This is a genomic window from Cellulomonas oligotrophica, from assembly GCF_013409875.1.
GTDB lineage: Bacteria > Actinomycetota > Actinomycetes > Actinomycetales > Cellulomonadaceae > Cellulomonas > Cellulomonas oligotrophica.
The window spans coordinates 3,137,670-3,162,201 of record NZ_JACCBK010000001.1; the positions used below are offsets into that span (position 1 = coordinate 3,137,670).

Annotated in this window: 24 protein-coding genes and 1 riboswitch; of the genes, 16 read left to right on the top strand and 8 right to left on the bottom strand. The window is 77.1% G+C overall.

Annotated features, from left to right (window positions below):
* Positions 1-33 precede the first annotated feature (33 nt).
* The gene (locus tag BKA21_RS14375; protein ID WP_140460638.1) at positions 34-708 is read left to right on the top strand and encodes an LPXTG cell wall anchor domain-containing protein; all 675 of its coding nucleotides are present in this window, start codon (positions 34-36) and stop codon (positions 706-708) included.
* 113 nt (positions 709-821) lie between these two features.
* Here the strand turns inward: BKA21_RS14375 and serC are convergent, their stop codons facing one another.
* The gene (serC, locus tag BKA21_RS14380; protein WP_239073014.1) at positions 822-1,961 is read right to left on the bottom strand and encodes a phosphoserine transaminase; all 1,140 of its coding nucleotides are present in this window, start codon (positions 1,959-1,961) and stop codon (positions 822-824) included.
* A 112-nt stretch (positions 1,962-2,073) separates the two neighbouring features.
* Between serC and BKA21_RS14385 the strand changes: the two genes are divergently transcribed.
* The 4 genes from BKA21_RS14385 to BKA21_RS14400 all read left to right on the top strand — a co-directional run bounded on the left by BKA21_RS14385 (position 2,074) and on the right by BKA21_RS14400 (position 5,920).
* Positions 2,074-2,763 carry an iron-dependent transcriptional repressor DtxR gene (locus BKA21_RS14385; RefSeq protein WP_140460637.1) on the top strand — a complete coding sequence of 230 codons (690 nt, stop codon included), beginning with the start codon at positions 2,074-2,076 and terminating at the stop codon, positions 2,761-2,763.
* A gap of 305 nt (positions 2,764-3,068) precedes the next feature.
* Positions 3,069-3,297, top strand: a riboswitch (cyclic di-AMP (ydaO/yuaA leader).
* A 3-nt stretch (positions 3,298-3,300) separates the two neighbouring features.
* Positions 3,301-4,089, top strand: a complete 789-nt coding sequence (locus tag BKA21_RS14390; protein ID WP_140460636.1) for a C40 family peptidase — start codon at positions 3,301-3,303, stop codon at positions 4,087-4,089.
* 161 nt (positions 4,090-4,250) lie between these two features.
* Complete coding sequence (locus BKA21_RS14395; protein WP_239073015.1) at positions 4,251-4,823, top strand: HNH endonuclease; 573 nt, start codon at positions 4,251-4,253, stop codon at positions 4,821-4,823.
* Between the two features lie 170 nt (positions 4,824-4,993).
* Positions 4,994-5,920, top strand: coding sequence for a universal stress protein (locus BKA21_RS14400; RefSeq protein ID WP_140460635.1), 927 nt, complete (start codon positions 4,994-4,996; stop codon positions 5,918-5,920).
* A 24-nt stretch (positions 5,921-5,944) separates the two neighbouring features.
* Here BKA21_RS14400 and BKA21_RS14405 read toward each other — a convergent pair whose 3' ends face one another.
* Positions 5,945-6,418, bottom strand: coding sequence for an Lrp/AsnC family transcriptional regulator (locus BKA21_RS14405; protein WP_140460634.1), 474 nt, complete (start codon positions 6,416-6,418; stop codon positions 5,945-5,947).
* Between the two features lie 148 nt (positions 6,419-6,566).
* Here BKA21_RS14405 and BKA21_RS14410 point away from each other — a divergent pair, with 148 nt between their 5' ends.
* Positions 6,567-7,844: a hypothetical protein gene (locus BKA21_RS14410; protein WP_170209128.1), complete on the top strand. Its 1,278-nt coding sequence runs from the start codon at positions 6,567-6,569 to the stop codon at positions 7,842-7,844.
* 58 nt (positions 7,845-7,902) lie between these two features.
* Here BKA21_RS14410 and rocD read toward each other — a convergent pair whose 3' ends face one another.
* The 3 genes from rocD to BKA21_RS14425 all read right to left on the bottom strand — a co-directional run bounded on the left by rocD (position 7,903) and on the right by BKA21_RS14425 (position 10,700).
* The gene (gene rocD / locus BKA21_RS14415) at positions 7,903-9,126 is read right to left on the bottom strand and encodes an ornithine--oxo-acid transaminase (RefSeq protein ID WP_140460633.1); all 1,224 of its coding nucleotides are present in this window, start codon (positions 9,124-9,126) and stop codon (positions 7,903-7,905) included.
* Positions 9,123-9,908 carry a dimethylargininase gene (gene ddaH / locus BKA21_RS14420; RefSeq protein ID WP_140460723.1) on the bottom strand — a complete coding sequence of 262 codons (786 nt, stop codon included), beginning with the start codon at positions 9,906-9,908 and terminating at the stop codon, positions 9,123-9,125. The genes rocD and ddaH overlap by 4 nt, the downstream gene beginning before the upstream one ends.
* Positions 9,909-10,172: 264 nt before the next feature.
* Positions 10,173-10,700 carry an SRPBCC family protein gene (locus tag BKA21_RS14425; protein WP_203793575.1) on the bottom strand — a complete coding sequence of 176 codons (528 nt, stop codon included), beginning with the start codon at positions 10,698-10,700 and terminating at the stop codon, positions 10,173-10,175.
* A gap of 33 nt (positions 10,701-10,733) precedes the next feature.
* On the opposite strand from BKA21_RS14425, the gene BKA21_RS14430 reads away from it, so the two are divergent.
* On the top strand, positions 10,734-11,726 hold the full coding sequence (locus BKA21_RS14430; RefSeq protein ID WP_140460632.1) for an aldo/keto reductase: 993 nt from the start codon (positions 10,734-10,736) through the stop codon (positions 11,724-11,726).
* Between the two features lie 57 nt (positions 11,727-11,783).
* Here the strand turns inward: BKA21_RS14430 and BKA21_RS14435 are convergent, their stop codons facing one another.
* Positions 11,784-12,494, bottom strand: coding sequence for a hypothetical protein (locus tag BKA21_RS14435; RefSeq protein ID WP_140460631.1), 711 nt, complete (start codon positions 12,492-12,494; stop codon positions 11,784-11,786).
* A complete protein-coding gene (locus BKA21_RS14440; protein WP_140460630.1) occupies positions 12,494-13,003 on the bottom strand; it encodes an OsmC family protein in 510 nt (169 codons plus the stop codon). The genes BKA21_RS14435 and BKA21_RS14440 overlap by 1 nt, the downstream gene beginning before the upstream one ends.
* 163 nt (positions 13,004-13,166) lie before the next feature.
* Between BKA21_RS14440 and BKA21_RS14445 the strand changes: the two genes are divergently transcribed.
* The 5 genes from BKA21_RS14445 (at position 13,167) to BKA21_RS14460 (ending at position 15,728) form a co-directional block, all read left to right on the top strand.
* Entirely contained in the window at positions 13,167-14,504 is a 1,338-nt protein-coding gene (locus BKA21_RS14445; protein WP_239073016.1) for a helix-turn-helix domain-containing protein, read from the top strand.
* A gap of 348 nt (positions 14,505-14,852) precedes the next feature.
* Positions 14,853-14,978: a hypothetical protein gene (locus BKA21_RS19675; RefSeq protein WP_257023428.1), complete on the top strand. Its 126-nt coding sequence runs from the start codon at positions 14,853-14,855 to the stop codon at positions 14,976-14,978.
* A gap of 71 nt (positions 14,979-15,049) precedes the next feature.
* Positions 15,050-15,217, top strand: a complete 168-nt coding sequence (locus tag BKA21_RS14450) for a hypothetical protein (RefSeq protein ID WP_170209127.1) — start codon at positions 15,050-15,052, stop codon at positions 15,215-15,217.
* Between the two features lie 128 nt (positions 15,218-15,345).
* Complete coding sequence (locus tag BKA21_RS14455; protein ID WP_179625385.1) at positions 15,346-15,501, top strand: hypothetical protein; 156 nt, start codon at positions 15,346-15,348, stop codon at positions 15,499-15,501.
* Positions 15,498-15,728: a hypothetical protein gene (locus BKA21_RS14460; protein ID WP_140460627.1), complete on the top strand. Its 231-nt coding sequence runs from the start codon at positions 15,498-15,500 to the stop codon at positions 15,726-15,728. The genes BKA21_RS14455 and BKA21_RS14460 overlap by 4 nt, the downstream gene beginning before the upstream one ends.
* Positions 15,729-15,802: 74 nt before the next feature.
* Here the strand turns inward: BKA21_RS14460 and BKA21_RS14465 are convergent, their stop codons facing one another.
* A complete protein-coding gene (locus BKA21_RS14465) occupies positions 15,803-16,684 on the bottom strand; it encodes an AraC family transcriptional regulator (RefSeq protein ID WP_239073017.1) in 882 nt (293 codons plus the stop codon).
* Positions 16,685-16,766: 82 nt separating this feature from the next.
* Here BKA21_RS14465 and BKA21_RS14470 point away from each other — a divergent pair, with 82 nt between their 5' ends.
* The 4 genes from BKA21_RS14470 to BKA21_RS14485 all read left to right on the top strand — a co-directional run bounded on the left by BKA21_RS14470 (position 16,767) and on the right by BKA21_RS14485 (position 24,481).
* Positions 16,767-20,171 (top strand): DUF5107 domain-containing protein, encoded by a 3,405-nt coding sequence (locus tag BKA21_RS14470; RefSeq protein ID WP_140460626.1) that lies wholly within the window; start codon positions 16,767-16,769, stop codon positions 20,169-20,171.
* Positions 20,168-21,439, top strand: coding sequence for a cellulase-like family protein (locus BKA21_RS14475; RefSeq protein ID WP_140460625.1), 1,272 nt, complete (start codon positions 20,168-20,170; stop codon positions 21,437-21,439). The genes BKA21_RS14470 and BKA21_RS14475 overlap by 4 nt, the downstream gene beginning before the upstream one ends.
* Complete coding sequence (locus BKA21_RS14480; protein ID WP_239073018.1) at positions 21,429-23,912, top strand: beta-galactosidase; 2,484 nt, start codon at positions 21,429-21,431, stop codon at positions 23,910-23,912. Before BKA21_RS14475 ends, BKA21_RS14480 begins: the two co-directional genes overlap by 11 nt.
* A gap of 161 nt (positions 23,913-24,073) precedes the next feature.
* A complete protein-coding gene (locus tag BKA21_RS14485) occupies positions 24,074-24,481 on the top strand; it encodes a transferase (protein WP_140460624.1) in 408 nt (135 codons plus the stop codon).
* Positions 24,482-24,532: the final 51 nt, after the last annotated feature.

Here is a 24,532-nt window from a genome sequence, read left to right on the forward strand (position 1 = left end):
GGGAATCGTCCGAATCTCCGAGCGGAGCCTGCCATGCGCGCCTTCCGTCGGGCCGTCGCCGTCGCGGCCCTCGCCCCCCTCCTCGCCCTCGGCGTCCCCGCCGTGGCGTCCGCCGCCACCCCGAGCCCCACCGCCCCCGGGTGCGAGGGCGGCACCGACGAGTACGGCGACCCGCTGCCGTGCGAGCTCGAGCTCACGGTCATCTCGCCGATCTGCGACAACGACGTGCCGAAGCTCCAGTACGCGGTCGACCCGGTGGGCACGCCCAACACCACGGTGACGATCTCGTTCCTCAAGGACGGCGTCCCGACGGTCGTCTACCCCGACCAGCCCCTGAACGGCACGGTGCTGTGGCCCGGTGCCGTCGAGGAGGACGGCGTGGGCGTCGACTGGCCCGGCTGGAGCCTCGTGGACGGCGAGTGGGTCGAGGGCGACGAGTACGACTGGGTCCGCCCGAGCGTCACCGTCCAGTTCGAGGTGAACCCGACCGCGACGGTCGACGTGGCGTACCCGCCGTCGACCCCGCAGTGCGCCACGAGCCCGTCGGGCAGCGACGTCCTCGCCGCGGGTCCGACCACGACCTCGCGGTCGGACGTGCTGGCCGCGACCGGCTCGCAGGCGCTGCCGCTCGCCGCGGGCGGTGCGGCCCTGCTCGCTGCGGGCGCTGCCGCCCTCCTGGTCGCCCGTCGTCGTCGCCAGGACGCCTGACCGCACGGCACGCTGCACGCACGAGAGCCCGCGACCTGCTGGTCGCGGGCTCTCGTGCCGTCCGGGCCCTCGTGGTCCGACGCCGGGCGGTGCCGCCCGGGGTGCCCGGGCGCTCAGCCGAGGTGGTCGACCACGTGGTCGACGCACGCCGTGAGGGCGAGCACGTCGTCCGGCTCGACGGCCGGGTACACGCCGACGCGCAGCTGGTTGCGGCCCAGCTTGCGGTAGGGCTCGATGTCGACGACGCCGTGCCGGCGCAGCACCGCGGTGACCGTGGTGGCCTCGACCGCGGGGTCGAGGTCGATCGTCGCGACGACGGGGGAGCGCAGCGCGGCGTCGGTGACGAACGGCGTCGCCCAGTCGCGGGCCTCCGCCCAGGAGTACAGGTGGCCCGACGACGTGGCGGTCCGCTCCGACGCCCACGCGAGCCCGCCCTGCGCCAGCATCCAGTCGACCTGCTCCGCGAGGAGGAGCAGCGTCGCCACGGCGGGGGTGTTGAGCGTCTGGTCGAGCCGCGAGTTCGTCACCGCGGTCGTGAACGACAAGAACTCCGGCACCCACCGGCCGGACGCCTCGACGCGGGCCGCCCGCTCGACCGCGTCCGGGGACGCGAGCGCGAGCCAGAGGCCGCCGTCGGACGCGAACGACTTCTGCGGCGCGAAGTAGTAGACGTCGGTCTGCGCGACGTCCACGGGCGCCCCGCCCGCGGCGGACGTGCCGTCCACGAGCACGAGGGCGCCGTCCTCGCGCGCGCCGGCGACCCGGCGCACGGGGGCGAGGACGCCGGTGGACGTCTCGTTGTGCGGCCAGGCGTAGGTGTCGACGCCGTCCACGTGCGTCGGGACGGCGACGCCGCCGGCCGGTGCGGTGACCACGTGGGGCTCGGCGAGGAACGGCGCGCGCGTCGTCGCGGCGGCGAACTTGGCCCCGAACTCCCCGAACCGGGCGTGCGCGGAACGCTCCTGCACGAGGCACAGCGTGGCGACGTCCCAGAACGCGGACGCACCGCCGTTGCCGAGCACGACCTCGTACCCGTCGGGCAGGTCGAACAGGGCGGCCAGGCCGGCGCGGACCCGGCCGACGAGCCCGCGCACCGGCGCCTGCCGGTGGGAGGTCCCGAGCACGGAGGTCCCCGAGGCCACGAGGGCGTCGAGCTGGGCGGTGCGGACCTTCGACGGCCCGGACCCGAAGCGGCCGTCGCGCGGCAGCAGGTCGGCGGGGATCGTCAGGGCGGCGAGGGCGTCGGCGGGCACGAGCCGAGGATAGGCCCGGTACCCGCGGCGGGGTGGGTGGGACCAACTACCCTGGGACGAGCACGCGGCGGGCCACGCCCGACCGCCCGAGCACGACGCAGGAGGCCGACCGGTGAGCGACCTGATCGACACGACGGAGATGTACCTCAAGACGGTCTACGAGCTGACCGAGGAGGGCATCACGCCGCTGCGGGCGCGCATCGCGGAGCGTCTGGGCCACTCGGGCCCCACGGTCTCGCAGACCGTGGCGCGGATGGAGCGCGACGGCCTGGTCGTCGTCACCGGCGACCGCCACCTCGAGCTCACGGAGGTCGGTCACGCCAAGGCCGTGCGCGTGATGCGCAAGCACCGGCTCGCCGAGCGCCTCCTCACGGACGTCATCGGGCTGGACTGGCCGCACGTGCACGAGGAGGCGTGCCGCTGGGAGCACGTCATGAGCGAGCGTGTCGAGCGGCGGCTCGCGGCCCTGCTCGACCACCCGCACTTCGACCCCTACGGCAACCCCATCCCAGGCCTGGACGAGATCGGCGAGGAGCGCACGCCGGTGCGGTTCCTCGACGGCGTGGTGCCGCTGACGGCTGCGGAGGGGCTGGGCCGGGACGTCGTCGTGGCCCGCATCGCCGAGCCGCTCCAGGTCGACGTCGAGCTGCTCGGCCGGCTCGCCGCGGCGGGCGTGCGCCCGGGCGAGAAGGTCACCGTGGAGCGCACCGCGGGCTTCGTCACGGTGGGTGCCCCGGGGGCCGCGACCGTGCTCGACCTGCCCGACGACGTGGCCCGCCACATCTTCGTCGGGGCCGCCTGACGCCTCGCCCGCCCGGCGCCTGCCGTCTCGCCCGCCCGGTGGCGACGACCGGGCGCCCGTCGGTGGCGCCTAGTCCACCCGGCGGCGGCGTGCCACCGGCTCCCGGCGCGTCGCGGCAGAAGTCACCCGCGCCGTCACCCGCTCGGCCGTGCCCTGTGTCCGTGCAGGTCGGCGCGGCGTGTCGGCGAGGGGCCCCGGACGGGTGTCCATGACCTGCCCGAGATGTTCGTGACCGGAGCGTGACAATCCCTGCGAGGGGCGGTACGTTCGGTCCTGCTTCACCGGAACCCTCCTCCGGGGAGCCCTCGAGCGGCACGCCGAACCCTGCCACCGCTCGCAGGTCCGTACGACTCGCCGGCAGGGGCGGGGGACCCAAATCGTGGGTACCGGAGACGGTGCCCTTGGGGTGAAGCCGCGGCGGACGACGTGACGCTCTGCACGAACCACGTGCAGGACGGTGACGGCGGCCGACGCGGCCGGGTGTTCTCCCACCCGAACCCGACAGCTCACCTCGTAGGCGACAGGAGAGGCCAGCTCTTGTCCGACAGCATCACGAAGGCGCGGCACCGCTCAGCGCGGCGCCCGTCGACGCCGCTCACCGACCTCGCCCACGCTGCCTCCGAGCAGATGGGCACCGCCGGTCGCCGCACCGCGGTCGTCGCCTCGTCCGGCCTGATGATCACGATGATGGCCATCCCGTCGAACGCCGCCACGCAGGCGTCCGGGACCCTCGCCTCGGTCGACACCGCCGCGCTCACCGCGTCGGCCCGTGCCGTGCTGAACACCTCTCCCGTGGTCTCGGCCCCCGCCGACCTGGAGTTCACGGTCGACGCCCCGGTCGTCAAGGCCGAGAAGCCCGCGCCCGTCGTGGTCGTCGAGACCCCGGTCGCCGCCTCGCGCACCGCCGAGCGCGCCGAGGCCGCCACCACCACGTCGACCGACACCGCCACCGCGGTCTCGACGGCGCCCGCCGCCGCGGTCCCGCAGTCGGTCTCCGGCAACGCGGTGCTCGAGGTCGCGGCCCGCCTGGTCGGCACGCCCTACGTCTCCGGCGGCACCACGCCCGCCGGCTTCGACTGCTCGGGCTTCACCTCGTACGTCTACGCGCAGCTCGGCGTCTCCCTGCCGCGCACCTCCTCGGCGCAGCGCTACGCGGGCACCGTGGTGTCGCGGGCCGAGGCGCAGCCGGGCGACCTCATGTGGAGCCCCGGCCACATCGCGATCTACGCGGGCGGCAACCAGATGATCGACTCGCCGCGGCCCGGCAAGACGGTCCAGTTCCGCACGATCTGGCAGAGCAACCCGGTCTTCATCCGGATCGGCTGAGCAGATGTCCACGAGGCCCCGACGACACCACGTCGTCGGGGCCTCGTCGCGTCTGCAGACGTCGCCGCAGGAAATGGGGGTGCGCGTACCCTGGTCCCGCATCCACGCTGATCTTCTTCGCCCAGACCGGCAGCCAGCCGGTCCGACCTCGAGGAGTGCACGTGCTGACGACCGCCCCGCCCGCGACCACCGGCCCCGACCGCGCTGCGAGCGCGCCGTCGCGCACGCTGCTGCTGAACGCCTCGTACGAACCCCTGTGCGTCGTCCCCGTGCGGCGGGCGGTGCTGCTGCTGCTCCTGGACAAGGCGGTGCTCGAGGAGGCCTGGGACGCCGTCATGCACTCCGAGCACCTGGTGCTCGAGGCCCCGTCGGTGGTCCGGCTGCACCGGTACGTCCGCGTCCCGCGCCGCTCCCGGGTGCCCGTGACGCGGCGGGCGGTGCTCGACCGCGACCGTGAGCGGTGCGCGTACTGCGCGGGCAGGGCCGACACGATCGACCACGTGGTCCCGCGGAGCCGCTCCGGCCCGCACGCGTGGGAGAACGTGGTGGCCGCGTGCCGGCGGTGCAACCACCGCAAGGCCGACCGTCTGCTGTCCGAGCTCGGCTGGACGCTGGCGTTCACGCCCGCGCAGCCGCGGGCCACGGTGCTCGGCGCCTCGGGGCACCACCGGCACGAGGCCGCCTGGGAGCCGTACCTGGAGTGGTTCGGGGAGGGGCGCGCCGAGGTCGCCTGACGCCGGGACCGGTGGTCCCGGGCGCGGGCGGCGTCGACCGGCCGGTCCGCACGGGGCGGACCGGCCGGGCCCTCCGGCCCCCGTCGCGCGTGCCGCCTGTGCCAGCATGGGTGGTGCAGGGGCACCGACACCGGGCGCGACGAGGCGTGCGGGACCACCAGGAGGACGGCATGACGCGCGAGCACGAGGTCCTCGTGGGGGTCGACGGGTCGGCGGCGAGCCTGCACGCGCTCGACTGGGCGGTCGCCGAGGCGCTGGCGCGCGGCCTCGCGCTGCGGGTCGTCGTGGCCTACTCGCTGCCGTCGTTCACGGCGGCGTCCCTCGACGGCGGGTACGCGGCGATCGACGACGAGACGATCCGGGCCGGGGCGCGCGCCGTGCTCGACGAGGCGCTGCTGCGCGTCGGTGACCGGGTCGCGGTCTCGGGGCGCGTCGTCACGGGCGACGCCGCCGCCGCGCTGGTCGACATGTCGCACGAGGTCGAGCTCGCCGTGGTGGGGACGCGGGGCCGGGGCGGGTTCGCGGACCGCCTGCTCGGCACCGTGTCGTCGGCCCTGCCCGCCCACGCGCACTGCCCGACGGTCGTGGTGCCGCTGCGCGTCGACGGGCACCCGCTGCCGGAGGGGTCGCCGCTGCCGCCCGTGAGCCCGGTCCAGCGCATCGTGGTGGGGGTGGACGGCTCCCCGCAGGCGGCCGTGGCCCTCGCGCACGCGATCCGGGAGGGGCAGGCCTGGGGTGCGGAGGTGCACGCGGTCGCGGGCGTGCCGGTGGGGTCGATGACGGGCGTGCTGGCCTGGCTGCCGGCGTCGGTGGACCACGAGCAGGTGCTGCGCGACGTGGCGGAGGGGCTCGACGTCGTCGTGGACCAGGCGGTCGCCGCGCACCCCGGCACGGTGGTCAAGCGGCACACGCTCGACGGCACGGGCGCCGAGCTGCTCACGGAGTTCTCGACCGCGTCGGACCTCGTGGTGGTCGGCTCCCGGGGCCGGGGAGGCTTCGCCGGCCTGCTGCTGGGCTCGACGAGCCAGGCGGTGCTGCACCACGCCCAGTGCCCCGTCATGGTGGTCACGCAGCGCTGCGCCGACGTCGAGGGCTGACGGGCCGGGCCCGTCCCGGGGGCGTCAGGGTTCGCCGGGCAGCGCGGGGACGTCCGGGCGCCGCACGAGCGCCGAGAGGACGACGGTCGAGCGGGTGCGGTGCACGAAGGGCTCGGCGGCGAGGCGCTCCACGACCTGCTCGAGGTGCTGCATGTCGCGGGCCCGCACCTGGACGACGACGTCGACGTCGCCCGTGACCGTGCTGGCGGCGACCACCTCGGGGTAGCGCTCGACGGCGGTACGCATGGTCGTCGGGCTCGTCGACCCCTGGCAGAACAGCTCGACGAACGCCTCGGTGGTCCAGCCGAGCGCCGCGGGGTCGAGCCGGACCGTGTACCCGCGGATGACGCCGCGCTCGCGCAGCCGGTCGACGCGGCGCTTGACGGCCGGCGCCGACAGCGCGACCCGCGCCCCGATCTGCGCGAACGTGGCCCGGGCGTCGTCGGCGAGGGCCGCGAGGATCGCCGTGTCGAGGTCGTCGAGGGGGGTGCCGTCCACGGCTCCATCATGACGGCCCGGGACGCACGTCCGTTCACAGGGCCAGAACGTCCGTGCGACGATTTGCGACAGAAGGGCTCACGTCGGACGCTTCACCTGCCGATGGTCATGACGGACGTCCGACCACGCCGCCAACCGGGGGGAACCGATGAGCGAACGGCAGGACCCACGCGCGCCCGGGCACGACGAGGACGGTGCCGACGCCCCGGCCACCGACGTGCTGACGCCCCCCACCGGTACGCCGCTGCCGCCGAAGACGCCCTTCCCCGCGCAGGCGGCGCTGCCGCAGCAGGTCGGCTTCCCGCAGCAGGCCGGGCCGCCGTCGACGGAGGACGTCGTCGCGGGGCCCCCGCCCGGTGCGTCGGCCCCGATCCCGCTCGTGCCGCTCCCGGCTCCGTCGCACCCCGCCACCCGTCGTGTCGGCGGGCTCGACCACGTCCCGCAGCCCCGCACGGCCGGGCAGCCCGTGCCGCCCGCGCACCCGCGCACCCGCAGGCTGCGGGCCGCCGCCGTGGTCGCCGCGGTGGCCCTCGTCGCGGCCGGGGGAGCGGGGTGGGCCGTGCAGCAGGACCGCGTCGCGCAGGCCCGCGCGGAGCAGGAGGCGCAGGACCGGGTGGCCGCCGCATCGCTCGGGGCGCAGGTCGACGCGTCCGCCGCGCGGACCGGCGCGCTCACGGCGGGCGCTGCCGTGCTCGTCGCCCAGCGCGAGCAGCTGACGGCGGCCGCGGACCGGGCCGCGCAGACGGGGCAGGACGCCCTCGACGGCTCCCCGCACGCCTCCGACGCGCTGCGGGGCGCCCTCGACGACGCGGTCGCCGGGGCCCAGGAGGCCGCCGACGCCGCCGTCGTGTCCCCCGTGGCGCTGCGCGCGGCGGCCGCTGCCGTCGCGGTGCCGACCCGCCGGGTCACCGTCGCCGAGCAGGAGTGGCAGAAGGCCGAGCAGGAGCGCATCGCCGCGGAGCAGGCCGCGGCCGCCGCGGCTGCCGCAGCGGCGCGCGCGTCGGCCGGCACGGGGCGCTCCGCCGCCGGCTGGTCGGCTCCGGCGTCGACCGGCTCGTCGAGCGGTGCGGCAGCTCCGGCCGCCGCCCCCGCGGCACCCGTCGTCGGTGCGGAGGCCTCGGCGGGGTCGGTCGGTGCGGCGCTCAACGCCTACCGGGCCGGCCTCGGCCTCAGCGCCCTGAGCATCGTGCGGTCGGGGGCCCGCGTGGACCACGCGCGGCAGATGGCCGCGTCGAACAGCATCTGGCACTCCGGGGCGGCGCCCGAGATCGTCGGCCGCATCCTGCCGCTGTCGTACTCCGGCATGATCAACGCCTACGCCAACTCGCCCAGCCACGACGCGGTGATGCGCGGCAGCTACTCGGTCGCGTACATCGGGGCGGTCTCGCACGACGGCTGGCTGTACACGTCCATCACGTTCGGCTGACACGCACCCGCCCCGCCGCCCCGGACCGGTGACGGCCCGGGGACGGGGCGGGTGCGTGTCAGCCGCGGACGGCGTCGACGACGTGGTCGAGGGCCCGGTCGAGGTCCTCGACGTCGATCGTCAGGGGCGGTGCGAGGCGGATCGTGGCGCCGTGCGTGTCCTTGGCGAGCACGCCGCGGGCCAGCAGCCGCTCGCACAGCTCCCGGCCGGTCGCGGGGCCGCCCGGGGCCGAGGGCGCCACGTCCAGGCCCGCCCACAGGCCGATGGTGCGCAGCCCGCTCAGGCGCTCGTCGTCGACGAGCGGGCCGAGCCGCTCGCCCATCCGCTCGCCCAGGGTGCGGGCGCGGGCCTGCAGGGTGCCGGGCTCCAGCAGGTCGATCACCGCGAGCCCGACGGCGCACGCCATCGGGTTGCCGCCGAACGTCGACCCGTGCGTGCCCGCGGTCAGCACCTCGAGCACGTCCGCGCGGCCCACGACCGCGGAGACGGGCACGACCCCGCCGCCCAGCGCCTTGCCGAGTGTCACGAGGTCGGGGCGCACGTCCCAGCGCTCGCACGCGAGCGTCGAGCCGGTGCGTCCCAGCCCGGACTGGATCTCGTCCGCGACGAGCAGCACGTCCGCCCGGTCGCACAGGGCCCGCACGGCAGGCAGGTAGTCGTCCGGCGGCACGACGACGCCCTGCTCGCCCTGCACGGGCTCGAGCAGCACCGCCACGACCGTGTCGTCGAGCGCGGCGGCCAGCGCGTCCGCGTCGCCGTAGGGCACGCTGACGAACCCGGGCGTGAACGGGCCGAAGCCGCGGCGCGCGTCCGGGTCGGTCGAGAACGACACGATCGTCGTGGTGCGGCCGTGGAAGTTGCCGTCCGCGACGACGATCGTCGCCCGGTCGGCGGGCACGCCCTTGACCTCGTAGCCCCACTTGCGGGCGGCCTTGACCGCGGTCTCGACGGCCTCGGCACCGGTGTTCATCGGCAGCACCAGGTGCGACGTACCGGCCAGCAGGGGTCCGACCAGCCCGGCGAGGCGGGTGGCGAACGGCTCGAGCAGGTCGTGGTCGAACGCCCGCGAGGTCAGCGTGAGCCGGTCGAGCTGGGCGTGCGCGGCCGCGACGAGCGCCGGGTGCCGGTGCCCGAAGTTCAGGGCGGAGTATGCCGAGAGCAGGTCGAGGTACCGCCGCCCTGCGGTGTCGGTGACCCACGAGCCCTCGCCGTGCGCGACCGTGACCGGCAGCGGGTGGTAGTTCGGCGCGAGCGCCGAGACGGGGTGCGCGGCGGTGGTCATCGACGGATCTCGAGGGTGCAGCACTTGGCGCCGCCGCCGCCCTTGAGCAGCTCGCTGGTGTCGACGGGGATCGGCTCCCAGCCGCGCTCGCGCAGCTGGGCGGCCAGGTCGGTGGCCCCGGGGGCGACGACGACGTTCTTGCCGTCCGACACCGCGTTGAGCCCCAGGGCGGCGGCGTCGGTGTCGGTCGCGAGGATCGCGTCGGGGAACATCGTGCGCAGCACGGCGCGCGAGCCGGGCGAGAACGCCGGCGGGTAGTACGCGATCTGGGGGTCGCCCGCGTCGGAGGAGAGCACGGCGAGCGCGGTGTCGAGGTGGTAGTACCGCGGGTCCACCAGGTGCAGCGAGACCACGGGCCGGCCGAAGAGCTCCTGCGCCTCGGCGTGCGCGGCGCGCTCGGTGCGGAACCCCGTGCCGGCCAGGACGACGTCACCGACCGTCAGCAGGTCGCCCTCGCCCTCGTTGGTGCGCTCGGCGGTGTGCGTGACGAACCCGCGGTCGACGAACCACTTCTCGTACGCGGGGCCCTCGGGCTGGCGCTCCGGGTGACGGAACGCGGCGGAGTAGACGACGCCGTCGACGACGGTCGCCCCGTTGGCCGCGTAGACCATGTCGGGCAGGCCCGGCAGGGGGTCGATCGTGTCGACCGTGTGGCCGAGCTCGAGGTACGTGTCGCGCAGCGTGCGCCACTGGCGCAGCGCGAGCTCGACGTCGGTGTACCGGGTCTTGTCCATCCACGGGTTGATCTCGTACGAGACCGTGTAGTGCACGGGCTCGCACATGAGGTAGTGGCGGGCGGTGGCCTGGCGCTGGACGGCGGGCACGGTGCTCCTCGTCGGTCGGGGTTGCGGGTCGGCACGAGCGTACGAGCGCGCCGACGCAGGACCCGACAGGTCGCGTTGCGGCTCTGCGACGATCTGTTGCGTCGGATCGGGGGACGCCGGTGATCCGTTGTGTCGAAACCGTCCCGTAACACCGATGCCCTGCGCACCGCGGGCGGCGGTCGGGTCCGGGCGTCCCCGGCGCCGTCGTCCCCGCGGCCGGTCTCAGCGCGCGGTGCCGCCCTCGAGCTCGCGGGCCGCGCGGGCCAGCACCACCCGGAGCATGACGAGCAGCGGCAGCGCGGTCAGGCGCGCCGTCAGGGCCGCAGGCAGGGGTCCCAGCAGCGGCACGTGCTCCGACCACGTCACCCGGCACCGTCCCGCCCCCGTCGGCGTCACCACCACGGCGGCGCTGCCCGTCAGCCACGGCCCCCGCTTGGCGAAGACCGCGATCCCGGGGGTGCCGTCGCCGGGCGGGTCGAGCCGGGTCACGACCATCCGGTCGACGAACCCGCCCGCCCCGCCGCGGGCCCCGGGTCCCGAGACCGCCACGACCCGCGTGCCGACGGCGGGGTCGCCGTCGGTCTCCACCCGCGTCAGCGGCACCCACGCACCGTGCCGGCGCGCGTCCGTCAGCGCCGCCCAGGCGGTCGCGGCGTCCACGGACATCTCCCGGGTGTGCAGCACGGTGCCGGGCCCGGAGGGCAGCGCGGCGTCGGCGGGCGGGGCGGGCACGTTCGGCGGGGTCGGCACAGGACCATGCTGACGGGCGGTACGGTCGTGCGCATGCGGACGAGGACGTTGGGGCGCACGGGACGCCAGGTCGGGGTCGTGGGGCTGGGCTGCTGGCAGCTCGGGGCCGACTGGGGCACGGTGCCGGACGAGACGGCGGTCGAGGTGCTCGACGCGGCCGTCGGCTCCGGCGTCACGTTCCTCGACACCGCCGACGTGTACGGCGACGGACGCTCCGAGCGCGTCATCGGCGCGTTCCTCGCGGCCCGCCCCGAGCGGGCGGGCAAGGTCACGGTCGCCACCAAGATGGGCCGCCGGGCCGACCCGCACGTGGCCGACGCGTACACCTACGACGCGTTCCGCCGGTGGACCGACCGCTCGCGCGAGAACCTCGGCACCGACACGCTCGACCTCGTCCAGCTGCACTGCCCGCCCACCGAGGTGTTCGCGCGCAGCGCGGTCTACGACGCCCTGGACCGGCTCGTCGAGGACGGGCGCACCGCGGCGTACGGCGTCTCGGTCGAGACCGTCGAGGAGGCGCTCGCGGCCATCGCGCGGCCGAACGTCGCGACGGTCCAGATCATCCTCAACGTGTTCCGCCGCAAGCCGCTGGCCCGCGTGCTGCCCGCCGCGGTCGACGCGGGCGTGGGCATCATCGCCCGGGTCCCGCTGGCGAGCGGCCTGCTGTCCGGCCGGTACGACGCGAGCACGCAGTTCGCCGCCGACGACCACCGCGCCTACAACCGGCACGGCGAGGCGTTCGACGTCGGCGAGACGTTCTCGGGCGTGCCCTACGAGGTCGGCGTCGAGGCCGCCCGCGAGGTCGCCGCGCTGACGCCCGAGGGCGCCACGACCGCCCAGCTCGCGCTGCGCTGGGTCGTCGAGCAGCCCGGCGTCTCGGTGGTCATCCCCGGGGCGCGCACCCCCGACCAGGCGCGCGCCAACGCGGCCGCCGACGACCTGGCGCCGCTGGACGACGCGACCCGCGCCGCGCTGCGCGACGTCTACGAGCGGCGCGTCCGCGCCCACGTGCACGCCCGCTGGTGACGCCCGGCCCCGGGGCGCCGCGTGCCGCGAGGTGCGACCCGCCCCGGGGCGCCGACGTCAGCGGCGCGCGCCGGGCGGTGCCTCGATCGTGAGCGACGGGGCGTCGGCCGGGGCGATCTCGAACACGTCCGAGAACCCCGCCGGCGGCGGGCCGAACGCCAGCCGCGCCCCCTTGACCACGGTCTGGCCCAGCGCCCGCCCGCCCGCGTACCCGACCGCGGCGCCGATCCCGTAGGGCACGAGCCGCCCGACGGCCAGGCCGCCCACCCGGACCATCTGCGTGCGCAGCAGCTTGCGCGTCAGGGCGTTGTTGACCTTCTTCACCGTCGAGCGCGGCATGCGCGTGAGCAGCACCCGCCCCAGGCGCAGCGTCGAGATCTCCGCGGCGTCGCCCACGACCTTGGCGCCCGACTCCCCGAGCAGCGTCGCCAGCAGCAGCGCCTTGCGGCGCTCGGTGTCCGCGACGTCGATCCCGTGCACCGACGCCACGGCGAGCGAGAACGCCGCCGACGCGCCGAAGAACGTCGCGACGTCCCCGATCGTCAGCGCCGTCGCCACGCCCGTGCCCACCACGGGTGCGGCGGCGGCCGCACCGACCGCACCGCCCGCACCGGCGACGACGAGCAGGTACTCCCGCTCGAGCAGCGCCACGATGCGGGCCGGGTCGGCCTCGGGGTTGCGCCGGCGCACGCTCTCCACGTGCGCGTGGATGGTGGCCGACGGGATGCGCACGGCCCGGTCGAGGGCCTGCTGGACCAGGGCCGGCATCAGCGCTCCCCGGTCACCGTGAGCGTGGTGGTCGCACCGTGCTCGAGCGTGCGCCCCACGGTGCAGTGCTGGTCGACCGCGCGGTGCACGACCGTCAGCAGCCGCTCGCGCGCGTCGGGCTCGAGCGAGGACAGGTCGACCTCGAGCTCCTCCGTCAGCGCCGGGTACCGGTCCTCCGTGGGGTGCGCGAGGCCGCCCACGCGGATCGTCACCGTCACGTCGTCGCCGAGGCGACGGGCCAGCGCCGCGTCGGACGACAGGCCGGTGCACGCGCCGAGCGCGATCTTCAGCAGCTCGCCCGGGCTGAACACGCCCTCGTCGCCGACGGAGCCGACCAGCACCTCGGCCCCGCGCGACGAGCGGCCCGTGTAGCGGCGCGTGCCCGTCCGCTCGAGCCACAGCAGGGTGTCGCCGGCGTTCGCCAGGGGGTCCGGGGCCGTCCCGGCGGGTGCGTCGGAACCGGCCGGGGCGGCTGCGGAGGGGGCCACGGTCTCGTGCTCGGTCGTCATGCGCCCGATCCTCGCACGACGGTCCGTCACGGTCCTGGTGAGCACGGGCCGTCCGGCGGGACCGTGCCCAGGACCGTGAGGACCTGCGCAGACCGGGCGGCGAGCGGGTGGAGGTGTCAGGTCCCCCTTTCCGTGTGACATGGGTGTTGCTTACTGTGTGCTCGTGCACCCTGTCAGTCGTCGACTTCGTGATGCCCGCGAGCGCGCGGGCCTGAGCCAGGCCGAGCTCGCCCGCGCCTCGGGCGTGCACGCCAGCTACGTGTCCCACCTCGAGCGCGGCTCCCGCGCCCCGGGCCGTCTCGCGCTGTCCCGCGTCGCCGGTGCGCTCGGCGTCACCGTCGACCACCTGCTCGAGGGCGAGGAGTCCGCGTCGGCCCGCGTCGTGCGCGCCGCCCTCGACCACGCCCGTCGCCTGCACCGCGTCGGGCAGCCCGCGGCGGCCGCCCAGGTGCTCGCGCAGGTCGACCTGGCCACGCTGGACGTCGACGCGGCCGCCCGGGTGCGGCTCGCGCACGCCGAGGCCCTCGACCTCGCGGGCGAGCTCGAGGCGTCCTGCGGCCTGCTCGAGCGCACCGCCGCCGACCTGCTGGCCGCCCGCCGGTTCGCCGACGCCGCGTACGCCGCCACGCGCCTGGTCATGGCGCTCACCGAGGCGGGCGAGCCGCACCGGGCCGTCGCGCGCGGCGAGGAGCTGCTCGCGTCCGTCGCCGACGGGGCCGAGGCGACCGACGCGCTGCTGCGCCTGGAGTCCACGCTCGTGTGGGCCTACGTCACCCGCGGCGACGTCACCTACGCCCTGGTGCGGTCCCGGTCCCTGCTGGAGCGGGCCGCGGCCCACGGGTCGGCGCGCGGCCTGTCGTCGGTGCGCTGGAACCTCGCGTTCGTGCTGGAGGCCGTGGGACGCCCGCAGGAGGCCGTCGAGCAGATCGACGGCGCCCTGGCGCTCTCGGGCGCCGACGAGGTCGACCGTGACGTGCCGCGTCTGCGCCTGGACCGTGCGCACCTGCTGCTCGCGGTCGAGCCGCCGCGCCCCGAGGCGGCGCTCGCCGACCTCGACGCGTCCCGCGCCGCCCTGGAGCTGGACGAGTCCCGCGTCGAGCTGGCCCGTGCGGCCACGGTGCGCTCGCGGGCGCTGCTCGCGCTCGGGCGCGTGGCCGAGGCGGTCACGGCGGCGCAGGACGCGGCGGAGCTGCTGGCGGGCGGTCAGCGGCGTGACGCGGCGTCCGCGCACGCGGCGCTGGGGGCCGCGCTGGCGGCGTCGGGGGACGGGCCGGGTGCGATCAAGGCGCTGCGCGTCTCGGCGGACCTGCTCGACACGGTCGCCACGGGCCGCCCCGCGGCGGTGCTGTGGCGCCGGCTCGGGGACACGCTGCGCGAGGCGGGCGACGACCCGCAGGAGGTCGCGCTGGCGTACCGGCGGGCCCTGACGGCGGCCCGCGTGGGGGTGCGGCCGACGCTGCTCGGCCCGACGCCGGTGAGCGCGTTCCACCCCGTGCGCTGATCCTGCACCGCACCGAGCACCGAGTCCGGCGCCGCACCCGGCGCTGAGCAGTCCCGAGGGGGCCCGCGCGCATCGCTGCGCGGGCCCCTCGTCATGTCGTCCGCCCCGGCGGACGGCGCGTGCGACCTTCCCCACACCCGTCCGGGCGATGCCCGGGCGGGTGCGTCGTCATGCCCGCGGGTGGGCGGTGCGGACCGCGCCGTGCCCACGATGCGGTCGTTCGTCCGCCTCCGCTGGCGCGCCCGAGTGATGTCTAGGGGCCTCTGGCCACAGTCATTGCACCCATGAGATGCCCTGGGGACCATGCGGGAGGAGCCGGAGCGTCCGGCCCGCCCGAAGGAGATCCCCATGAAGACGTCCGTCGTCGCCGTGCTCGTCGCCACCGTCACCGCCCTCGGCCTCGCCGGGGGCGTCGTCCCGCACGCCCCCGAGCAGGTGCTGGCGAGCCCGTGCTGCAAGTCCGCCGGGCAGTGACCCCCGCCCGTCGCAGCACCGCTGCTCCTGCCCGTCCTGCCCCCGTTCGTCCCGTCCTTCCGGAGGTCGTCATGCGCAAGTCCCTCGTCTCGTTCGCCGTCGCCGCTCTCGCCGTGCTGGGTGCCGGCGCTCCCGCTGCCGCGTCGTCGCCCGCCACGCCCTCGTCCGGCCCGTCCGTGGTCGCACCGGTCACGGGTGTGGTCCTCGCCTCGCCGTGCTGCAAGCAGGCGATCCGATGACGGCCGCACGCGCGCGGGCCCGTCGGCTGCCCGCCCGCCGCGCCACGGCGCAGCCCGTCGCCGTACAGCGCGCCACCGCCCGTCCTGCTCGCCCCGTCCCCGTTCGTCCCGTCCTTCCGGAGGTCGTCATGCGCAAGTCCCTCGTCTCGATCGTCGTCGCCGTGTCCGCCGTCCTGGGCGCCGCCGCCCCGGCCGCCGCTGCCGCGCCCGCCCCGGCGGTCGTCGTCTCCCCGGGCACCGGTGTCGTCCTCGCGTCCCCGTGCTGCAAGCAGGCCATCCGATGACGGTCGTGCCTGCGGGCGTCCGTCCCGCCACCGCCCGTCCCGTCACCGCCCGTCCCGTCACCGCCCGTCAGGTCCTTCCGGAGGTCGTCATGAAGAAGTTCGTCGTCTCGCTCGTCGTCGCCGCGTTCGCCGTCCTGGGGGCCGCCGCCCCGGCTGCCGCCGCTGCCGCACCCGTCGCGGGGCCGGTCGTAGTGCTGTCGCCCTGCTGCAAGTCCGCGATCCGCTGAGCGCCACCGTGCACCGGCGCCCGCCCGGTGCCGCACCGCTGCGGGCGGCACCGGGCGGACGGGCGGGCGGGGCGTCAGCCCTTGTGCTCGGCGCGGTACGCGCTGGGGCTGGTGCCGTGCGTGCGCCGGAAGCGGCGCGAGAAGTAGAGCGGGTCGTCGTACCCCACCGCCCGGGCCACCTCGGCCACGGGAGCGTCGGTGGTGTCGAGGAGGTGGCGGGCGCGGGCCATGCGCGCGGCCGTGCGGTACGCGAGCACGCCGCCGCCCGTCGCGGCCCGCACCAGCGCGCCCAGGTGGGAGGGGGAGACGCCGACGAGCGCGGCGAGCTCGGCCACGCCCACGTCGCGGTCGAGGCGCTCGTCGAGGTGCCGCAGCGCCCGGTCCACCGGGGTGCCGCGGTCGGGCGCTGTGCGCTGCGCCGCCAACCAGGTGGCCAGGTGCCACGCGGCGCCGGCGGCGGCGGCCAGGTGCGCGGGCTGCTGCCCGCGCTCGAGGGTGGTGACGATCTCGTCGGCCAGCGCCACCGCCCGCTCGGGCGTCCGGACGACCACGGACCCGGCCCGGCCGGGCGGCCCGTCGATCCCGCGCACGAGGTCGCCCACGTCGGAGCCGCGGGTGTGCCACCACCAGATCGTCCAGGGGGCGGTGCGGTCGGCCCCGTACGCGTGCGGGACGCCGGGCGGCAGGACCACGCAGGTGCCGGCGGCCACGTCGGTGCGCGTGCCGTCGACGTCGACCCAGCCGGAGCCGGCGGTGCACAGCAGCCACACCGCCTCGGGACTCCCGGAGGGACGTCGTCGCAGGTGGTCGCGGGCCCGGGCGAACAGACCGGCGTCCGTGACGAGCAGCCGGCGGGTCGGTGCGCGGGTCAGCGCCGCGGCGACCAGCGGCCGCGGCACCACGCACAGCCGCTGGCCGGCGAACCCGTCCGGGCGTCCCACGGTCTGCCCCCTCACCCCGACCTCGTCGTCGGATCGTCCATGCCTGCGCGCGGTGCGACCCTAGGCCCGTCCGCGGCCGGCGCCTAGCGTCGACGCCGTGACCGACGACGCGCACCTCGTGCTCCCCGCCGCACCGCCCGACCAGCAGGCCGTGCTCGACGCGGGCGGCGTCGCGTGCTGGGAGCAGGACCTGCAGCTGCGCACGTACGAGCCCGCCGCACCGGACCCGTTCCCGCAGCACCTGCGCCGCCGCGTCTACCAGGGCTCCTCGGGCGCCGTGCACCCGCTGCCGCTCGTCGACCGCATCGCCGCCGAGCCACGCACCCGCGCGTGGCGGGCCGTGCACCTGGAGAACCGGTGGCTGCGGGTCGTGCTGCTGCCGGAGGTCGGCGGACGCGTCCACGTCGTGCTCGACAAGGTCACGGGCACCGACCTCGTCTACCGCAACGACGTGGTCAAGCCCGCGCTCGTGGGGCTCGCCGGGCCGTGGCTGTCCGGCGGCATCGAGCTCAACTGGCCGCAGCACCACCGCCCCGGCACGTTCCTGCCGGTGGCCACGCACGTCGTGCGGTCCGACGACGGCGCGGTGACGGTCTGGCAGGGCGACGTCGACCCGTTGCAGCGCATGCGCGGCGACCACGGGGTGCGGCTGCGCCCCGACGTCGCGCGCCTCGAGCTCGACGTGCGCCTGCACAACCGCACGGACGAGCCGCAGACGTTCCTGTGGTGGGCCAACGCGGCCGTCGCCGTGCACGACGACGTCGAGGTGTTCTTCCCCACCGACGTCACGCACGTCGCCGACCACGCCCGCCGCGCCGTCGTGGCGTACCCGCACGCCGACCGCCCGTACTACGGGGTCGACTACCCGGCCCTGGCCGCGCGGACCCCCGGCGCGGACCGGCTCGACCGGCCCACGCGCATCCCCGTCCCGACGTCGTACATGGTCACCGGCACCGCCGACGCGTTCTTCGGCGCCTACGACCACCGCACCGGCGTCGGCCTCGTCCACCACGCCGACCGGCAGATCGCCCCGGGGAAGAAGCTGTGGACGTGGGGCTCGGGTGCCACCGGCCGGGCGTGGGACCGGCACCTGACCGACACGAACGGCCCGTACGCCGAGCTCATGGCCGGGGTGTTCACCGACAACCAGCCGGACTTCAGCCACCTCGCGCCCGGCGAGACGCGGCGGTTCACGCAGTGCTGGTGGCCCGTGCACGGCACCGGTCCGGTGCACCAGGCCACCGACGAGGCCGCCCTCGCGGTCGACGTCACGGACGGGCGCCTGCGGATCGCCGTCGCCGGGGTGCGGGCCGCCGCGTGGCGGGTGCGGGCCTGGGCGGCCGACCCCGACGGTGCCGCGGAGCCCGGCGTGCCCGTGCCGGTCGGCGTCGTGCTCGGCGACTGGGCTGCCCCCGTCGCCCCCGGTGCGCCGTGCGTCGTCACCGCCGACGCGCCCGCAGCGACCTCGCGGGACGACGTCGTCGTGCGCGTCGAGGACACCACCGGCCGCACCGTCGTCGTCTGGCACGCCCACCCGAGCGACGGCGCGGAGCCCGCGACCGCGACCGTGCCGCCCCACGCCGCGGACCTGACGTCCGTCGACGAGCTCCTGCTCACCGCCGCGCACCTGCAGCAGTACCGCCACCCCACGCGCGACCCCGAGCCGTACCTGCGCCGCGTCCTGCAGATCGACCCCGACGACTCGAACGCCCACCTGGCCCTGGCGGCCCGCGAGCGCGCCCGTGGCCGGTACGCGGCGTCGCTCGCGCACCTCGACCGGGCCGCGGGCCGCCTGATGCGCCGCAACCTGCACCCCCGCAGCGGCGAGCTGTACCACCAGCGCGGGCTGACGCTGGCCCGCCTCGGCCGCGACGCCGACGCGGTCGACGCGTTCGCGAAGGCCGCGTGGGACGGGACCCTCGCCCTGCCGGCGCACCTGGGCGCGGCCCGCGCGCTGCTTCGGCTCGGCGACGTCACGGGCGGGCTGCGGCACGCGCGCACCGCGCACGCCGCCGACCCCGCGCACCCCGGCGCCCGGGCGGCCGTGGTCGTGGCGCTGCGGGCCGCCGGCGACGACGACGCCGCGGCGCTCGCGCTCGCTGCCGGACGCGCGGACGACCCTCTCGACCCCCTGCTCGCCGCCCTGGCCGGTGCGCCGACCACCGCGGACCCGCGCACGCTGCTGCTGGTGGCGCACGACCTCGCGGCGCTGGGCGACGTGCTGGGCGCGCTCGCGTGGGCGGACCGCGCGGCGGCCGCGGGCGTGACCGCGTCCGGCAACGCCGCCCCCGTGGCGCACCTGCTGCGCGCGGCGCTCACCGACCGTGCCGGCGACCCCACGGGTGCGGCGGCCGCGCGCGCCGAGGCCGCGCGCGTCGACCGGACCCTGGCGTTCCCGTCGGGCCTGGACGACCACGCCGTCCTCGTCGCGGCGGTCGACGCGTCCCGGGCCGCAGGCGCCCCGGACCCGGTGGCGCTGGGGCTGCTCGGCGACTGGCTGCTGGCGGCCGGCCGGGCCGCGGACGCGCTCGCGGTGCTGGAGGAGGCCGTCGCCGCGGGGGCGCGGGACGCGGTGGTGCACCGGGACGCGGCGATCGCAGCCGTCGAGGCGGCCGTCGCCGCGGGTCCGCAGGGCGTCGACGCCGCGGGCGCACCGGGCGCCGACGCCCTGGCGCGGGCTGCGGAGCACCTGGCGGCGGCGATGGCCGTGGCGGGTCCGCTGCCGCGGCTGGTGCACGAGGCGGACCAGGTGGCGCGCCTGCGCGGTGCGGGGCCGGCCGAGCGGCTCGCGGCGCTGGAGGCGTCGGGGGCGGACCTGGGTGCGCGGGACGACCTGGCGGTGACGACCGTGCACCTGCTGCTCGACGTCGGGCGGGTGGACGAGGCGCTGCACCTGCTGCGTGCGCGCGCGTTCCAGCCGTTCGAGGGCGGCGAGGGCCAGGTGCTGGCCGCGTGGGACCGGGCGTGCGTCGCGGCCGCCGCGGCCATGGCCCCGGCCGACGCGGCGGTGTTCCTCGACGCGACGTGGGACCCGCCGGTGACGCTGGGGGAGGGGCGCCACCCGGCGGCCCCCGTGGCGACCCGGCTGCTCGCGGCGGGCGACGCCCACGCGGCCGCCGGCGACGTGCGGGCCGCGCTGGACCGGTGGGCCCGCGCCCGGGACGGCGGCGGGCCGCTGGCGGTGGCGTCGCGCCCGGCGCGCGAGGACGACCTGGCGGTCGGCACCGCGCACGAGCGCCTCGGGGAGGCCGAGCAGGCCCGGGCGGTGTGGGACGCGCTGGACGCGACGGCCGACGACCTCGAGGCCCGCGGCGCGCAGGTCGACTACTTCGCGACGTCGCTGCCGGAGCTGCTGCTCCTGCCGGCCGACGACGCGCGCGGCCGGGCGGCGCGGGTGGCGCGGCTGCGCGCGGCGGCGGCCCGCGGGCGGGGCACGAGCGTGCGCGAGGTCGACGACCGGCCGGGCGCCCGTGCGGCCGCGACCAGCGGCGGTGCCCGGTGACCCGGCCCGTGGGGGTGCCCGAGCACCTGCCCGACCGGCTGACGATCTGCCTGTGGGACTTCTCCTGGTACACCCGCGCCGGGGCGGGGGAGCCGTACGCGGACCTCGACGCCGCGCTCGACGAGACCGCCGCGCGCGGGCACACCACCCTGCGCATCTGCGCCGCGCCGCTGCTGCAGGCCGGGGGCCTGGGCCTGGACGACCTCGCCGACGCCCTGCCCGTCGAGGGCCTCGGCCCCGCCCCGACCGGCGGGTACTACGGGCAGCGGACCCGCTGGTACGACGTGCCCGGCGGCTTCACGGTGCCGCTGCGCACCCGGTTCTTCGACCTGCTCGCCGGCGCGCACCGCCGCGGAATGAGCGTGGTCCTGGCCAGCTGGGAGTACCAGCAGTCCCCGGCGTTCGCGGCCGACCCGCGGTGGGCGCGGGCGATCCACGCCGTGCCGCACGCGACCCGGCTCGACGCCCTGGCGGCCGCGTTCGCGCGGCTGCTGGACGACGTGCACGACGCCGGCCTGGACGACGCGGTCGCCTTCGTCGAGCTGCACAACGAGGTCGACTTCTCGACGACCCCCGGCGTCGGGCCGGACGACGGCGACGCGGCCGTGCGGGCCTGCGCGGCGCTGCGGGCCGCGCACCCGCGCCACCGCGTCACGGTCAGTCTCGGCCGGCCCCCGCACCTGGCGATGCACGAGCTGCCCGCGGGCCTCGACGTCGGCCAGTGCCACGTCTACTCCTACGGCGTGCTCGACGCCCTGCAGCGCCGCATCGACATCCGCGCCAGCGGCACCGACGGGTTCCCCAACGCGGCCCTGCGCGCCCTGCAGGTGCCCGGCGCCCCGTCGTTCGCCGAGTACGGCCGGCCCGCCGCGTGGAAGCTCGCCGCCACGGTCGTCACCGACCAGATGCTCTACGGCTACGACACCATCGACGCCGACCGCTGGGACACGTGGCTGTACGAGCACTACGGCGAGCACCGCGAGGTCATGCACCGCGAGATCGCGTCCCGCGTCACCGCGCTGGCCCGGTGGGGCGCGTGGCGCGGCGTCCCGACCGTCGTCGGGGAAGGATGGGTCGGGTACACCCCGCTGGAGGGGACGTTCGAGGAAGGGCCGGTCGGCCGGTCGCTGGCGGAGCACGGCATGCGCACGGCCGCGCAGGAGGGGGTGTGGGGCGTGGTCGCGTGCTCCAACGCCGCCCCGCACCACCCGATGTGGTCCGACGCCGCGTGGCTGCGGCGCGTCAACGAGGAGTTCCGTGGTTCCTGAGTCACCCGCCCCGACGTCCGTCCCCGCCGCTGCGGTGCCCGGGCCGGGCGACCTGCCGCCGCACCTGCGCGTGCGGCCCCGCGGCTGGCCGCGCCCCCTGACCCGCCCGGCGATGACGGACGGCCCCGACGCCCGCCCCGGCCTGGACCTGACGTCGCGCTCGCTGCTGCGCGACGGCCGCCCCTGGGTGCCCGTCTCCGGCGAGGTCCACTACTCCCGGGTGCCGCGGGCGCGGTGGCGCGAGCGCCTGGCGCTGCTGCGGTCCGGCGGCGTCGACGTCGTCTCGACGTACGTGTTCTGGATCCACCACGAGCCCGAGCGCGGGCAGGTGCGGTTCGACGACGGGCTCGACGTCGCCGCGTTCGTGCGCCTGGCCCACGAGCTCGGTCTGCACGTGGTGCTGCGCATCGGCCCGTGGGCGCACGGCGAGGCCCGCAACGGCGGGTTCCCCGACTGGGTGCAGGCCCTGCCCGTGCGGCACCGCACCGACGACCCCGCGTACCTCGACCTCGTCCGCACCTGGTTCGCGCACCTGGGCGCGCAGGTCGCCGACGTGTGCGGGCCCGACGGGCCGGTCATCGCCGTGCAGGTCGACAACGAGCTCTACGACCAGCCCCAGCACCTGGCCACCCTCAAGCGGCTGGCCCGCGACGCCGGCATCGTCGCGCCCCTGTGGACCGCGACCGCGTGGGGCGGCGCGCAGCTGCCCGCCGGCGAGGTCCTCCCTCTGTACGGCGGGTACGGCGACGGGTTCTGGGTCGACGCCGACGCGGGCTGGCACCCGTCGTTCCGCGCGCACTACCTGGTCTCCCACACCTGGGACGACCCCGGCATCGGCGCCGACGTGCGCGGCGAGGAGCCCGCCGCCGCCACCACCGACCGCGACGAGCAGTTCCCGCCCGCGACGTGCGAGCTCGGCGGCGGCATGGCCACCGCCTACCACCGCCGGCACGCCCCCGGCCCGCTCGACGTCGCCGCCGTCGCGCAGACCAAGCTCGCCGCCGGGTCCGCGTGGCAGGGCTACTACATGTACGCGGGCGGGCAGAACCCCGTCGCCGGCGTGCAGGAGTCCCAGGCCACCGGGTACCCCAACGACCTGCCGACGTTCGACTACGACTTCCACGCCCCGGTCGGCGCCGCCGGGGTCCTCGCCCCCTCGCACGCCGCGCTGCGCGTGCAGCACGCGTTCCTCGCCGCGTTCGGCCCGCACCTGGCGACGCTCCCGTCCACGCTGCCCGACGCCGTGCCCGCCGGCGTCGAGGACTCCCGCACCCTGCGCTGGGCCGCCCGCCTCGACGAGCACGGCCGCGGGTTCGTGCTGATCGCCTGGCACCAGCCCCACGTACCCCTGCCCACGCTGCGCGGCGTGCGCCTGCAGGTCGACCGCGCCGACGACGCCCCCCTCCTGCTGCCGTCCACGGGGGTCGACGTGCCGCCCGGCACCCTCGTCCGCTGGCCCGTGGGCCTCGACCTCGGCACGACCGACCCCCTCGCCACCGTGGGCCCGCTCGGCACCGCCGACCCCCGTGGGGCGGCTGACGCTCTCGGCGCCGTCGACGCCCCGGACGGCCAGGACCCCGTCCGGCTGCGCTGGGCCACCGCGTCCGCGCTGACCACCCTCGCCGACGGCACCCTCGTCCTGCTCGCGCACGACGGCGTCCCCGCCGAGATCGCCCTCGACCCCGACGTCCCCGCCCACGGCGACGGCTGGACCACCGTTGCGCCCGGCGTGCACCGCGTCGACCCCCGCACCGGCGGCCTCCTGCACGTCACCGCGCGCGCGGCCGGTGCGCCCGGGGTGCGCGTCCTCGTCGTCGGCTCCCGCGACGCCGACCGCGTCTGGGTCGTCGACGGCCCCCCGTCCCCGGGCGGCACGGCCCGTCGCGAGCTCCTGCTCGCCGACGCCCCGCTGTGGACCGACGGCGACGACGTCGTCGTCCGCGCCGCCGACCACCCGCACGTGCACCGCTGGACCGGCGACAGCTGGACCCCCCTCGACCTCGTCCCCGCCGCCGCGACGGCCTCCTGGACCGTGCCCACCACGCTCGTCCGCCCTGCCGGCGACGTCCCCGCCGGCTACGGCGAGCGCGAGCGCCGCGCCGCCGCCCCCGACGACGCGACCGTGGCCGCGCTCGCAGCCGAGCACCGGCTCGCCGACGTGGGGGAGCCCGTGCCCGGCACGACGCGCCTGCTGCGCGTCGACTGGGCCGGGGACGTCGCCCAGCTCCTCGTCGACGGGCGCGTGGTCGCCGACCGGTTCGGCGACGGCACCCCCTGGCACGTCGACCTCGACGTGCTCGACGGCGCGCAGGGCGACCGCGTGAGCCTGCGCGTGCTGCCCCTGCACCCCGACGCCCGGGTGTGGCTGCCCGCCCCGGCAGCCGACCGTCGCCGCTCCGTGCACGGCCCGCTCGGCGCCCTCGACGCGGTCACCGTGGCCCGCACGACGACGTGGCGGGCGCCCCTGCGCTGAGGTCCGCCGGCCGGCGCAGGCGCACCCTGTGCCGGGCCTGTGTGCCGCCTGAGCATGCGGATCCGTGCCGGCCGGCCGGGGTTCGTGCGCCGTGCGCGAACACGGTGTGCAGGCCCTGTGCGCAGGGAACACCGGGCCCGGGACGCTCGTTCTGCCGGACGATGAAGCGATACGAGGATCTCGAGACCGAGGACGGCAAGGTCGTCCGCTACCGCCGCCACGAGAACGGGGGCGGGCTCGTCGCCGCCGGAGCGAGCGTCGACCCCGACGCCTTCGTGGCCGACACCGCCTGGATCGACCCCGGCGCGCACGTCGAGGCCGGTGCGCACATCGGCCCGCACGGCTGGGTCGAACCCGGTGCGGTCGTCGCGTCCGGCGCCCGCCTGGGCTCGCACGTGCACGTCGGGCGTGACGCGCTCGTCGGCTCCGCCGCGCGGCTCGGTGCCCGCGTCGACGTCGGCGCCGGTGCGCAGCTCGCCCGGGGCGTCGTCGTGGAGCCCGAGGCGCACGTGCCCGCCGGGGCGCAGGTCGTCCGCCGCGGCTTCGCCCCGCACGTCCTGGCGGCCTGACCCGCGCCAGGACCTGCTGACCACCCCGTCAGCAGGCCGTCCGACCTGCTG